This is a genomic window from Marinobacterium sp. BA1, from assembly GCF_041155135.1.
Taxonomy (GTDB): domain Bacteria; phylum Pseudomonadota; class Gammaproteobacteria; order Pseudomonadales; family Balneatricaceae; genus Marinobacterium; species Marinobacterium iners.
The window spans coordinates 2237987-2250770 of the sequence record NZ_BAAFHC010000001.1; the positions used below are offsets into that span (position 1 = coordinate 2237987).

Genomic DNA, 12784 nt, shown 5'->3' on the forward strand with positions numbered 1-12784 from the left:
AAACTATGACACTCATCAATAAGACGATATCCCTTATCTGCAACGGCTGTCCCTCTACTGCACGCCGGAAGAGGCTGACGTGCAGAGTTCGAATGGCTGTGAGTTACTAACACGGGGCCGCCACTAAGGCGAACCCGTGTCGATAGCCGATCAGCGAGGTATGGCCTGCAGCTCGTACCACTCATCAACCAGCTTGGTATGCTCCATCAGAGACTCGTACGCTTTCTTGAACAATGGATTGTTTTTCATCTCTTCTTCGCGGACTTCATCCCATCCCTTGCGCAGTTCGGCCAGCACGGGTTCCGGGAAACGTTTTACTTCTATTCCCTTCTCTTCAAGCTTGCGAATGGTACGAATCTGCTCAGCCGGAGCCTCAGCCATGGCCCACTGCAGTGTTGCACGGCAGGCGGTTTCAAACTGGGCCTTGGTGTTTTCGTCGTACTGGTTCCAGACATCCTTGTTGATAATGAAAGAGAACCAGCTGGCTGACTGGTGCCAGCCCGGGAAGTAGTAGTATTTGGTAATCTCTTCAAAACCCATCAACTGATCAACCTGGGGTACCGAGAACTCGGAGGCATCGATACGGCCACGTTCGAGGGCGAGGTAGATTTCACCGCCCGGAATCAACTGCGTGGATGCACCGTATTTGTTCAACACCTTGGCACCCAGCCCGGAAATACGGATACGCAGACCATCGAAATCCTTGATATCGTTGATTTCCTTGTTGTACCAGCCACCGGTTTCCTGCGGTGAAATAAAGCAGGGCAACACTTTCACGTTGTACTGGTCATAGGCACTTTGCAGAATCTCGGTACCCTCGCCGGCCCACATCCATGACATAAAGGCTTCAGGGCTTGGGCCAAATGGCAACGCGCCGTAGAGGTTGGTTACCGGTACCGTACCGGCCCAATAGCCTATCCAATCCCAGCCGGCCGGTATGGCGCCTGAAGATACGGCATTGAAAACTTCAAAGGCCGGCACCAGATCACCGGGGTTGTGCACCTTCAGCTTAACCTTGCCTTCAGTCACCGTTTCCAGCTCCTTGGCAAAACGAACTGCACCTTCCCCGATGAAAATATTGGTGTTGAAGGTGTTCGCCACGTCCAGTTTGGCGGGGCCTGCCGCCTGCAGAGTGGTTGAAAGCGCAAGTGCTGCCACACCAGCGCCGATGGCGGTTGTCATGCGAGAGTACTGACTCATGATTTCACTTCCTGTTGTTGTTATTACGTGGGTTGAAACCTGAATGTATCGCTCCGGTGAAAAACCGGAGCGACTCCAGTTACTTCATGGAAATTGTAGTATTGACCCCTAGCGATTCGCTGTCAGGTTCAAACCAGCGAGAGGTTACAGTTTTGGTTTGGGTCCAGAATTGAATCGCTTGCTTGCCGTTGGGGCCAAGATCCCCCAGCTTGGATGCTCTTGAGCCGGTAAAACTGAAGAAGGCCACTGGAACCGGAATCGGCACATTGATGCCCACCTGGCCGACGTCGATATCGTTCTCATAGCGACGCGCCGCCCAGCCGGAACTGGTGAAGATGGAGGTACCGTTGCCGTTGGGGTTGGCATTGATGAACTCAATGGCATCATCCAGAGTGTCAACGCATACAACACACATCACCGGCCCGAAGATCTCTTCGCTGTAGATGCGCATTTCGGGCTTCACATCGGTGAAAATGGTCGGCCCAACAAAGTTGCCTTCAGGATAACCGTCCACACTGATGTTACGACCATCCAGTGCCAGAGTTGCACCTTCAGCCACTCCCGCGTCGATGAGGCTAACCACGCGGTCCCGCGCCTGTGGCGATACCAATGGCCCCAGGTCGGCATCACGCTGGGTGCCTGGCCCCACTTTCATCTCTTTGGAGCGCTCGATCATCTCGGGCAGCCACTCCTTCGCTTCCCCGACCAGCACTACAACCGAGTTGGCCATGCAGCGTTGCCCTGCCGCACCGAAGCAGGAACCGATCACGTTGTTGATCGCCTGGCTGCGGTTGGCATCCGGCATGATCACACAGTGGTTCTTGGCTCCCATCATGGACTGCACACGCTTGCCGGCCGCACCGGCACGGTTGTAGATATGAGTACCCACATGAGTGGAGCCGATAAACGACAGCGCCTTGATATCAGGATGGTCACAGATCTGGTTGGCAACATCGGCACCACCGTGCACCACATTCAATACGCCAGCTGGTATCCCAGCCTCATGCGCCAGCTCAACCAGACGCATGGTCGACGTCGGGTCCTGTTCGGACGGTTTGAGAATGAAGGTATTGCCTGTGGCGATGGCCAGCGGGAACATGAAGCAAGGCAACATCACAGGGAAGTTAAACGCCGTAATGCCAGCTCCCACACCGATCGGTTGCTGCAGCGAATAGACATTCACGCCTCCGGCGGCATTCTCGGCGATCTCCCCCAACTGCAGTGAGGTGATGGAACAGGCATGCTCTATAACTTCAAGACCACGCCCCACTTCACCTTCGGCATCAGGCAACGTCTTGCCATGCTCTTCGGTAATCAAGGCAGCAAGCTCTGGCGTATGTTCACGCACCAGTGCCTGAAATTTCAGCATGATGCGCATGCGCTGAGCCAGCGACACCTTGCGCCAGCTTTTGAACGCCTCCTTGGCTGAAGCTACCGCACGATTAACTTCATCCACCGTGGCAAAAGGAACTCGGGCGACCACCTCCTGCGTGGCCGGGTTGATGACATCGCGCCACTCTGGGCTCTGTGAACGGACCGGTTGACCATCAATGAAAAGCGGAATTTCTCGAACCGACATCTACCTGATCTCCTTATATTTTTTGTGTACTCAGGCAAAACAGAACAGTGTCTGCAGCTGCTTTCGAGTCTAGCGGCGCATCCTGTTGACAGACAACGGCCATCCAAGCACATTGGTTGTGCAAAAATGCACAAGGAAGATTCCATATGCTCAATTGGCAGGACATCCAGATCTTTCTAGAAGTGGCCCGTGCCGATAGGCTGACCGATGCAGCCCGCCGATTAACCATAGACCATTCCACGGTATCACGTCGTATCCGTCGCTTTGAAACCGAGCTCAATACGCAGCTTTTTGAGCGCAGCACCCACGGCTACAGGTTAACCGCCGCCGGTGAGCAACTGCTGCTGTTTGCAGAAGAGATGGCTCGCCAGGTCACAGGGGCAAGCGAGAGTATCAGTGACCAGAACCTTCAGGTCAGCGGCCAGATCCGCCTCGGTGTGACCGAAGGCTTTGGCACCTACGTTATCACGCCGCTTTTGAGTGCATTCCAGCGCCGCTATCCGGAGTTGACGGTTGAGCTGCTTGCCCTTCCCCGTGCGGTCAACCTGGGACGGCATGAAGCGGATCTGGCCATTACAATCGACCGTCCACGAAATGCCGAGATGGTGGTTTCGCGGCTGTGCCACTACAGGCTGCAGCTTTATGGTGAGCAGGGGTATCTGGATCGCAGGGGGCGCCCGGCCGGAGTTGATGCGCTGTCAGACTTTGATCTGATCGGCTATGTGGACGATCTAATCTTCAGTGATCAACTGTGTTATCTCGATCCTCTGCTGCAGGGATTATCGACATTGCCCCGCTTTGCACAACGCAGCACCAGCATTGTCACCCAGCTGCATGCCGTGTTGGCCGGCAGTGGACTGGCTGTGCTGCCCTGCTTCATGGCGGAGCAGGACCCTCGACTGGAGCCCTTATTGAGGTCTGAGATCGACATTTGCCGTGAGTTCTGGATAGCCGCCCGTGCGGAACAGCGCCAGCTGTTGCGGGTACGCTTGTTGTGGCAATTTTTAAAGGATGCGATTGAGCTCAATCAGCCTTGGCTGATGGGAGAGAGCGACACAGGTCTGCAGCTGCCGCTTTCAGTACCTTTGGTGCAGCAAACGTAAATCGCGGGGTATAAACAGAACAGCGGGCATGACGCCCGCTGTTGGAATCCGGACTGTCGATGCTCAGGCAACAACAGTGACGTTTTCAGCCTGCGGGCCTTTCTGGCCCTGAGTAACTTCGAAAGTTACAGTCTGGTTTTCCTGCAGAGAACGACGACCAGTACCGTTGATGGCACGGAAGTGAACGAATACGTCCGGGCCGTTTTCCTGCTGGATAAAGCCGAAGCCTTTTTCATCGTTGAACCACTTGACGGTACCAGTTACGAGCTGTGACATTTTTTGCCTCTTTCTTTTACATGTACACCAGCCATTGGCCGGCTTTTCTTATGGTTGGATGCACTAAAGGTGCGATCCAGTCGCTAAAGGTTCGACACACCGTTCGAACCCCTTGATACCGGAACCTGCTGGTATCCGGCCTCTTTCAGCCTTCGGGTATCATGCCCGAATGCAGAAATCTTCCCTGGTATTGGCACACTCAGGTAACACTGAGACAGCCTCGCTGTCCGTCATCAACCAGTCTGATGTGCAGTCTTTGCAATTCCATGACGCACTTATCCTCGCTACAGACTGTAGCAAGGTGAGTACAACACAACATGAAAAAACAGAGGCAAAAGGACTGACAACAGAAGGTACGTTCTTCACACTGGCCGAGAAGCGGCTGAAGAGAGGACGGTAGACACCAAAACCGGGAAAGAGGGTTATGGCGTCTGTTTTGCGGGCGGCAATCATGCCGCTGTGTGGCTGTCGTATCAAGTAACTCAAACTCCGGGCCGATGTCATATCGGCTGTCCGGCTGCCCGCAGGCGGCTATTTCACTAGCACCGGATTTAAACGCTTTCCAGCATAATACCCAAGTTCAGAGCAAATACAATGCCGCTTCTGCGAATTTTTTCAGCCTGTCAATCACCCTATTCAAGTCACTGCTGACAGGGCATTCTGCACCAATTTGGCGCTGGCAAATCCACCCACAACGCTCTAACCTTCAACAAACAGCTATTTGTCGTCGCGCCGTCTCGACAGTCGCAAGGGATCTCGACCCATGAAAATTCGCTTTATCCACAAAATACTGCTGCTGTTACTGCTTCCCGTACTTGGCATCACCCTGCTGCTGGGCGATACACTGATTGATCGTTATCACGACGCCGCTGCGCTGAACAAGCTGGAGCTCGAGGTTGAACTCACTACCTATAACAGCGCACTTGTGCATGAATTGCAGAAAGAACGAGGCGCCACCAGCGGTTGGCTCGGGGCAGGTACCGAGGCGTTCGCCAATACTCTGCGCCAGCAGAGGCAACAAACCGATCAGGTAATGTCCCGCTGGCAAAACTACCTTGAAGGGCAGACATTTTCCGATGCCGATATCACCTCAACCCTGGTCCAAATCCAGCGAGAGCTGGGGCAATTACGCACTATTCGCCAAAGTGCAGACAACCGTGATATTGAACTCTCCCGCGCCCTGGGCTATTTCACGGATCTGATAGCCGAGCTGCTGAGCGTATCCGCCACAGCCTCACGTATCAGCGATGATGCAGCCATTTCACGTGCGTCCGCAGCCTTCTATGCGTACCTGCAGGCCAAGGAGCGCGCCGGAATCGAACGTGCAGTCCTCAGTAACGTTTTCGGCCGCGACAGCTTCGCCCCCGGTCTTTATGAACGCTTTCTGAACCTTGTGTCACAGCAGGAAACCTACTTGGCCCAATTCAAGGTACTGGCCACTGAAGAACAGGTAACCCGTTTTTCTCAGCTGGACAGCTCTGCGGAATTTTCTGCCGTAGAGCGTTTGCGCAAGGTGGCAATGGACAAGGCAACGAGCGGCAATTTCGGTGTGCCCGGCACGGAGTGGTTTGATCGCGCGACCGATCGCATCAATGTTATGAAGAGCTTCGAAGACCAGATTGCCGGCGAGCTGCTCAATACGGCTGCCAACCAGCACCAGCAGGCCCAGTTCCAGACCTGGCTCGCGGGTTCCGCCCTGGCCGGAATTCTGGCTTTGGTTGCGCTGATCTCATCCTGGATCATCCGGGGCCTGCACCGTCAGGTCGATGCCCTCGCCAATACCATGGACCGGGTGCGCAACGAGCATGATCTCACCGCTCGCGCCGATGTTCTGTCCGGTGATGAGCTGGGTACGGTGGCACAGTACCTCAACCACACCCTGGACAACTTCTCCAGCGCGATCAGAGAGGTCGCTACCGCCAGTAACCAATTGAATCAGGAAGCGCTCAGCACCAGCAGTATTGTGCAGCAGGCAGAACAGAGCCTACAGTCACAGAGCAATGAAACCATGCAGGTGGCGGCAGCGGTTGAAGAAGTTTCGACGGCAGTACAGGATGTAGCCAACAGTACGGTCAGTGCATCTGATGCCGCACATCAGGCCAATCAGCTGGCAATGGACGGTCATGCCAAGGTACAGGCGGCGGTCGAGGCTGTTGCCAGTCTTGCCTCCGACAGCCAGCGGTTGGCTGAAATGACAGCACGCCTCAATGAAAGCAGCCAACGCATCTCCGATGTCACCAATGTGATCAACAACGTTTCCGAACAGACCAACCTGTTGGCACTCAATGCCGCCATCGAAGCCGCCAGGGCCGGCGAGCATGGGCGAGGTTTTGCAGTTGTCGCTGATGAGGTACGTACACTCGCACAACGTACGCAACAGTCCACCTCGGAAATTGACGAGATAATCCGTCGTTTGCAGCACGAAACACAAGAGGCCAATACGCTGGTTGAAAGCAATCAGAAAGATATGGAGGTTGCAACCAGCCGCGCCAGAGAGGTCGAGCAGGCGCTGGATCAGATTGTCATGGCCATTGGCGATATTACCAACATGTCGACCCAGATCGCAGCGGCGGCCGAGGAGGAGTCCACCGCCATCAGCGATATCGGCCGCAACATTACCGGCATCGACAATAGCGCCGAAACCATCAGTGAAAGCGCCCGCGTCCTGTCCGAACATGCCGAACAGCAGCTGCAGCTGGCACAGAATCTCAGCCAGCTGATCAAGCGCTTCAAAACCTGACGGCGCCTACCCCTGCCGCCTGCGCCCCGCGGGAGGTTTCTTGCGACCGCTCCTGTTGGGGGTATTGCCTGCACGCGGCGGCAAACCGGTATGCTGAGTCAGCAGCTTGCCCTTGCCGGCACGGTTTGATGCAGGCGAGTTCTTGCGCCTTGGGCTGACATGGCGGGCATCTTCGGGCTGCTCGACCGGGATCAGTTGCTTCTCGCCATCACCAATCAGGTCGGCACGACCCATCGCCGTCAGCGCCTCACGCAGCAGCGGCCAGTTGTCCGGGTCGTGCCAGCGCAGAAACGCCTTGTGCAGGCGGCGCTGACGCTCCCCTTTCACCGTTTCGACCTTTTCGCCGCTCTTCTTGTAGGTCAGTTTGCGTAGCGGGTTACGACCGGTGTGATACATCGCCGTGGCGGTGGCCATCGGTGAAGGATAGAACGCCTGTACCTGATCCGCCTTGAAACCACTGCGCTTGAGCCAAAGCGCCAGATTCATCATGTCCTCATCAGTGGTGCCCGGATGCGCCGCGATGAAGTACGGAATCAGATATTGATCCTTTCCTGCCTCTTTCGAGAATTTCTCGAACATTCGTTTGAACGCATCATAGGTGCCAATGCCCGGCTTCATCATTTTATCGAGCACGCCGCGCTCGGTGTGTTCTGGCGCGATTTTCAGGTAGCCCCCCACATGATGGGTGACCAGTTCTCGCACGTACTCGGGATCTTCTACCGCCAGATCGTAGCGCAGGCCGGAGGCGATCAGGATCTTGTTTACCCCCTTGACGTCACGCGCCTTGCGATACAGCTGCGTCAGTGAGCTGTGGTCGGTATTCAGGTTCTGGCAGATACCGGGGAACACGCAGGAAGGCTTGCGGCAGGCGGCCTCGATCTCGGGGCTTTTGCAGGCCAGTCGATACATGTTAGCCGTGGGGCCGCCCAGGTCGGAGATCACACCGGTAAAACCCGGCACCTTGTCACGAATCTCTTCGATCTCCTGCAAGATCGACTCATGGGAGCGGTTCTGAATGATGCGTCCCTCATGCTCGGTGATCGAGCAGAAGGTGCAGCCACCAAAGCAGCCGCGCATGATGTTGACCGAAAAGCGGATCATCTTGTAGGCCGGGATCTCCGCCTTGCCATAGACCGGGTGCGGCACGCGCTGATACGGCAGGCCGAATACATGATCCATCTCCGCAGTGGTCAGCGGGATCGGCGGTGGGTTGAGCCACACCTCCTGATCACCATGCAGCTGCACCAACGCACGGGCGTTACCGGGGTTGGTTTCCAAGTGCAGTACCCGGTTGGCGTGTGCGTAGAGTACCGGGTCGTTGCGCACCTTTTCAAACGACGGAATTCGGATTACGGTCTGACTGCGGTCCAACTTCACCCGCGGCTCGATATGCAGGATCTGTACTTCGTCCTCGCCGTCCATCTCGGCAGTCTCGCCCCCCTCTCGGCCATTCTCCAGCTGGCAGGCCTCAAGGTCCCGGGTATTCACATAGGGATTGATGATTTTGTCGATCTTGCCGGGGCGGTCGATGCGGGTGGAGTCGATCTCCATCCAGCCCTCGGGCGTATCCTTGCGCACAAAGGCGGTGCCGCGCACATCGGTGATCTCGCTCACCGGCTCACCCCGGGCGATGCGGTGGGCAACCTCCACCACAGCGCGTTCGGCATTGCCGTACAGCAGCAGATCGGCACGGGCATCAAGCAGGATGGAGCGTCGTACCTTGTCCTGCCAGTAGTCGTAATGAGCGATACGGCGCAGCGAACCTTCAATGCCACCAAGAATGATCGGCACCTCCTTGTACGCCTCGCGGCAGCGCTGACTGTAAACAAGACTGGCGCGATCCGGCCGCTTGCCCGCCTTGCCGCCCGGCGTATAGGCGTCATCGGAGCGAATCTTGCGATCAGCGGTATAGCGGTTGATCATCGAGTCCATGTTGCCGGCGGCGACACCGAAGAACAGGTTAGGCTTGCCCAGTGCCTTGAATGCATCGGCAGAGTGCCAGTCGGGCTGGGCAATGATCCCCACCCGAAATCCCTGAGCCTCCAGCAGACGACCGATGATCGCCATGCCAAACGACGGGTGATCCACATAGGCATCACCGGTGACGATGATGATGTCGCAGCTGTCCCAGCCAAGCTGATCCATCTCTTCACGGGACATGGGCAGAAACGGCGCCGGACCAAAGCACTCGGCCCAGTATTTGGAATATTCGTAGATCGGGGTGACAGCGGACATGGACGACTCTGCGCTAAGGATGAATCAGGGGGCGCGAGTATAGCGCACTTTTTGATCAGTGCCGATCTCCGCCCCCCGTCAAATCGACAGATTCACACCTGTGTCAGATGATTGTCCCAACGGATGCTGTCAGATCTGACTTGCTGCAACTCTTGGCTGCCAGGTGCCAGGCGATAGACGCCCCCCATTCCCGATGTGCAGATGAAACCGCCTTCGGGCAGAGGCAAAACGCCCGATACATCGTCCAACTCAATGCTGTGCAGATAGCGACGTCGGCGATAGTCCAACAGAACTACACGGTTGCCGCGAGGAGCCGTAACGGCAACCACTCCAGTCACTGCATCCATCGCCACACTGGCGATGTAATTGCGCAGCACCTGTTGATCGGCATCCGGCAAACGGATCTCTTCAAATCGCTGCTTCTCGACATCGAGCCAGGCAATCAGGTTGGGCCGCTTCCACTCAGCCCCCTCAAACTGATAGCCCGCCACTACAATCCCCTCGGGGCTGATATCCAGATGATGCATGCTGAGCTGGTGGTGAGACGGTTGATGCCGTTGAGTCACCTTGCCCGTGAGACGATCCACGACCAGCAGGGCCGGCTGCATCCGATCAAGATTGAGCTTAATCCGGCCGTAGTCGGGATGGGTCTGAATACCACCCGCGGCAACCACCAGATCACGCCCATTGGGATGCAACCGCACCTCGTGCGGGTCCATTACGCCAAGCTGGATCTGACCTATCAGTCGGTAAGACTGGTCAGCCGCGTATATGTTGAGTACCCCTTCGCTTTCCTTATAGCGGTGCGCCGTTGCATAGAGCAGGTCGCCTTCGGGCGAAAATGCCCCGTGACCATAGAAGTGCTCACCCGGTTCAGAGGTTACTACCTGAACCAGCCGGCCCTGCTTCGCATCGATAATATTGAGCTGCCGGCCAGGTCTGCGCGAGAAAAAGGCCACCTCATCAGACGCCGGTCGCAGACAGCCCGCATGGCAACGCTCGGCCACCTCGAGGCTGTGCACCACCTTCCCCTGTACATCTGCAATCAGCACACGATGATCACCCGTCGCCGTATTGGCTGCACTGATGAAGCACCCCTCGCGGGTTTGCGCCAGCAACCCGGGGGACAGGGATGCCAAGGCAGCTGCTGAAGCCATGCCCAGCATAAAGTCACGACGCTTGAGCATGGTCAGTCACCGTCACTGGAGTTAAAACCCTTCACAATGCCCAGCTCTACCGCAACGCGATCATTGAGATGGATCACCAATGCATCGATGCTGATGAACAGCGACTGCAACTGTGCATAGCTCTCATCATTATTCAGCAGCGCTTTCATGCCAGGTGGCAACGCATGGGCTTTTTCCAGTGCCGTGGTCAACCGTTCACGGGTTTCCTGCAGCAACTCTGGTGCCGAGCCTTTCAAGACCTGCTCAAGCCCGGGCATGAAGTAGTCGTTCAGCCCTTCCAGTGAGGCCTGAACAGTCGCCAGTGACTGCTCACTGCGCCAGGCATCGGCCAAAAAGTGCAACCGCCGATTGCTGCCATGCAGTCCCATGGGCTCTCCAAGGCGCTTGTCACGAATAATTTCGGTGGCGTGGATCGCCGATTTCACCATATCAGCGATGTACGTGTCACGGGACTCAAAGTGAGGCTGAAACTGCTGCCAGTTTTGCGCCAGTGTTTCAGCATTGGCTTCAAGCTGATTCCCAATAACAGATGATAAAGGGCAGGCACTGCCCGGGCCGCTTTTGGCTTCATGCTCAAACAACAGATATTCCAGCGCCGGAAATCCTTTTACGGCCACCCCTTCGTTCGCCAGCTTCTCGGCCGTGACCGGTGTTTCGCTGCGCAGCAGCATCTGACTCTTACGGGCAATCAGATTTTTCTTGTCCGGCCAGAACTGCATCTGCCAGCCCATACTGTCCTGCTCGACCGGTCCAAACTCGACAAAACGAACGGCCTGCCAGGCCATGAATGCCTTTATCCACTGCTCTCGAACAGCCGACTGTCCCGCTGCATCAGGCATCGCACAATACTGATTCAGTGCTTCGGAGAGCTGACCTGATGAAGCGGCCAACCGGGCATATCCCTGTGACAGGTCTGCGTGCCAGCTCTGCAGAGGCGTTTGCGCATGCGCGGCAAGCGGTAATACTGCGGCAACAACCATACATGCCAGTTTTTTCATTACAGAGACTCCAGAAACCTGATCAGTGTCGCGCGCTGTTGCGCGTCTAGTGCCCGATATACCTCTTTTGCCGCCTGCGCCTCACCTCCGTGCCACAAGATGGCCTCCTCCAGAGTCCGAGCACGACTGTCGTGCAGGAAACCGGCTCGCGGGTTGATCAACTGTGCAAGCCCTACACCCCAAAGCGGTGCAGTGCGCCACTCCTGACCATTGGCCAGAAACTCGGGACGATTGTCAGCCAGCCCCGGTCCCATATCGTGCAGCAGAAGGTCGGTGTAGGGCCATATTTCCTGCCCACTCAGATCCGGTCGACCATTGACCTGACCCGTTACATACCGCGGTGTATGACAGGCTGCACAGCCCGCTTCATTAAATAACTTTGCTCCCTTCTGCACATCCATGTCATCCATGTCACGACGCTCCGGTACTGCCAGACTGGAGGCGTAGAAACCGACAAAGTTGGCGATCTTGTCGCTGACTTCGATATCGCCACCATTCGGAAAACGCTCACAGCCCTGCTCAGGCGTACAATCAGTATGAGGTGCCAGTGTCGATGTCAGCCCCATATCGCCGGCAAACGCACCCATGCTTTGCTGCATCACATTGGGCTCGGCCGCCTTCAGACCAAAACGCCCCAAGACGCCGCTGGTCTTGGTCGCCTTGTCCCAGACACGGTTGGCACGACCGGAAATACCGTTTCCATCCCGGTCATCCGGATCCTCTGCCGCCAGGATATCTTCTTCAGGAATAGCCTCAAGCAACCCCAGACCAATCATGGGAGGAGCAACACGGGGTGAAGTCAACAAGCCTTCCGGCAGTGGGCCGTAGCGGGGGTTCTCAATGGTAAAAACGGGCTCACGCAGTTTCACAACCGTACCGTCAGCCAGTTTTTCTTCTCGCTCTTTCCATTCCAGCAACAGATCGGCTTCGGGCTCCATACCCGGAATGGCGGCAGTTTGCAGCTGAGTACCGTATACCGGCGCGGGAATGAAGCCGTGTTGGCGGATGGCTTCGGCATTCTCATCCGGGTCGCCCAGCACCGCCAGGCGCAGGAATATGGAAACGGGCGGCTCACCCGGCTCATGCGGGTGGCCACGGCCATCCTTGATATGACAGCCCTGGCAGGAGTTGGTGTTGAACAGAGGACCAAGGCCATCACGGGCATCCGTGCTGGCCGGCGCGATCACCCAGGGGTTGCGAAAAAAACTGTTACCAACGCTGAAATTCAGCCTTTCGCTCATGGCCAGGTTGGCCTGTGGCAATGAATAGGCATTGTGGTCAGATTGGGCCACACTGCCCTCGCCACCACTCTTCGGATTGGTTTGTATCGGATAGTCCGTCTGAGCCAGGCTGGACGAGGCCAGCGGCAGCATCAAGGCCAACAGTCCGCTGCGTAACATGTTCATTGTTGTCTTCTCACGATGGTCAGCCGAGCATCCTTGCCCGGTCAAACGAAGGTTATTGCA

At 56.4% G+C, this 12784-nt stretch carries 9 protein-coding genes; 2 read left to right on the top strand and 7 right to left on the bottom strand.

Annotated elements, in window-relative coordinates; translation table 11 throughout:
• Positions 1-150: 150 nt before the first annotated feature.
• Together ACAM29_RS10850 and ACAM29_RS10855 are read right to left on the bottom strand one after the other, a co-directional pair.
• Positions 151-1200, bottom strand: coding sequence for a TRAP transporter substrate-binding protein (locus tag ACAM29_RS10850; RefSeq protein WP_369624117.1), 1050 nt, complete (start codon positions 1198-1200; stop codon positions 151-153).
• A gap of 79 nt (positions 1201-1279) precedes the next feature.
• A complete protein-coding gene (locus ACAM29_RS10855) occupies positions 1280-2779 on the bottom strand; it encodes a CoA-acylating methylmalonate-semialdehyde dehydrogenase (RefSeq protein ID WP_369624118.1) in 1500 nt (499 codons plus the stop codon).
• A gap of 146 nt (positions 2780-2925) precedes the next feature.
• On the opposite strand from ACAM29_RS10855, the gene ACAM29_RS10860 reads away from it, so the two are divergent.
• Positions 2926-3882, top strand: a complete 957-nt coding sequence (locus ACAM29_RS10860; RefSeq protein ID WP_369624119.1) for a LysR family transcriptional regulator — start codon at positions 2926-2928, stop codon at positions 3880-3882.
• A 63-nt stretch (positions 3883-3945) separates the two neighbouring features.
• On the opposite strand, the gene ACAM29_RS10865 is transcribed toward ACAM29_RS10860, so the two are convergent.
• Positions 3946-4158, bottom strand: a complete 213-nt coding sequence (locus tag ACAM29_RS10865) for a cold-shock protein (protein WP_091821585.1) — start codon at positions 4156-4158, stop codon at positions 3946-3948.
• A 763-nt stretch (positions 4159-4921) separates the two neighbouring features.
• Between ACAM29_RS10865 and ACAM29_RS10870 the strand changes: the two genes are divergently transcribed.
• Complete coding sequence (locus tag ACAM29_RS10870; protein WP_369624120.1) at positions 4922-6898, top strand: methyl-accepting chemotaxis protein; 1977 nt, start codon at positions 4922-4924, stop codon at positions 6896-6898.
• Positions 6899-6904: 6 nt separating this feature from the next.
• On the opposite strand, the gene ACAM29_RS10875 is transcribed toward ACAM29_RS10870, so the two are convergent.
• The 4 genes from ACAM29_RS10875 to ACAM29_RS10890 form a co-directional block, all read right to left on the bottom strand.
• Positions 6905-9133: a YgiQ family radical SAM protein gene (locus tag ACAM29_RS10875; protein WP_369624121.1), complete on the bottom strand. Its 2229-nt coding sequence runs from the start codon at positions 9131-9133 to the stop codon at positions 6905-6907.
• A 92-nt stretch (positions 9134-9225) separates the two neighbouring features.
• On the bottom strand, positions 9226-10320 hold the full coding sequence (locus ACAM29_RS10880) for a DUF1513 domain-containing protein (RefSeq protein WP_369624122.1): 1095 nt from the start codon (positions 10318-10320) through the stop codon (positions 9226-9228).
• A gap of 2 nt (positions 10321-10322) precedes the next feature.
• Positions 10323-11318 carry an imelysin family protein gene (locus ACAM29_RS10885; RefSeq protein ID WP_369624123.1) on the bottom strand — a complete coding sequence of 332 codons (996 nt, stop codon included), beginning with the start codon at positions 11316-11318 and terminating at the stop codon, positions 10323-10325.
• Entirely contained in the window at positions 11318-12724 is a 1407-nt protein-coding gene (locus ACAM29_RS10890; RefSeq protein WP_206839430.1) for a di-heme oxidoredictase family protein, read from the bottom strand. Before ACAM29_RS10890 ends, ACAM29_RS10885 begins: the two co-directional genes overlap by 1 nt.
• Positions 12725-12784: the final 60 nt, after the last annotated feature.

What these genes read in the sequence shown, in the direction of transcription:
- ACAM29_RS10875 (WP_369624121.1), bottom strand. Translation starts at nt 9,133, where the DNA reads ATGTCCGCTGTCACCCCGATCTACGAATATTCCAAATACTGGGCCGAG.
- ACAM29_RS10850 (WP_369624117.1), bottom strand. Translation starts at nt 1,200, where the DNA reads ATGAGTCAGTACTCTCGCATGACAACCGCCATCGGCGCTGGTGTGGCA.
- ACAM29_RS10890 (WP_206839430.1), bottom strand. Translation starts at nt 12,724, where the DNA reads ATGAACATGTTACGCAGCGGACTGTTGGCCTTGATGCTGCCGCTGGCC.
- ACAM29_RS10860 (WP_369624119.1), top strand. Translation starts at nt 2,926, where the DNA reads ATGCTCAATTGGCAGGACATCCAGATCTTTCTAGAAGTGGCCCGTGCC.
- ACAM29_RS10855 (WP_369624118.1), bottom strand. Translation starts at nt 2,779, where the DNA reads ATGTCGGTTCGAGAAATTCCGCTTTTCATTGATGGTCAACCGGTCCGT.
- ACAM29_RS10880 (WP_369624122.1), bottom strand. Translation starts at nt 10,320, where the DNA reads ATGCTCAAGCGTCGTGACTTTATGCTGGGCATGGCTTCAGCAGCTGCC.
- ACAM29_RS10870 (WP_369624120.1), top strand. Translation starts at nt 4,922, where the DNA reads ATGAAAATTCGCTTTATCCACAAAATACTGCTGCTGTTACTGCTTCCC.
- ACAM29_RS10865 (WP_091821585.1), bottom strand. Translation starts at nt 4,158, where the DNA reads ATGTCACAGCTCGTAACTGGTACCGTCAAGTGGTTCAACGATGAAAAA.
- ACAM29_RS10885 (WP_369624123.1), bottom strand. Translation starts at nt 11,318, where the DNA reads ATGAAAAAACTGGCATGTATGGTTGTTGCCGCAGTATTACCGCTTGCC.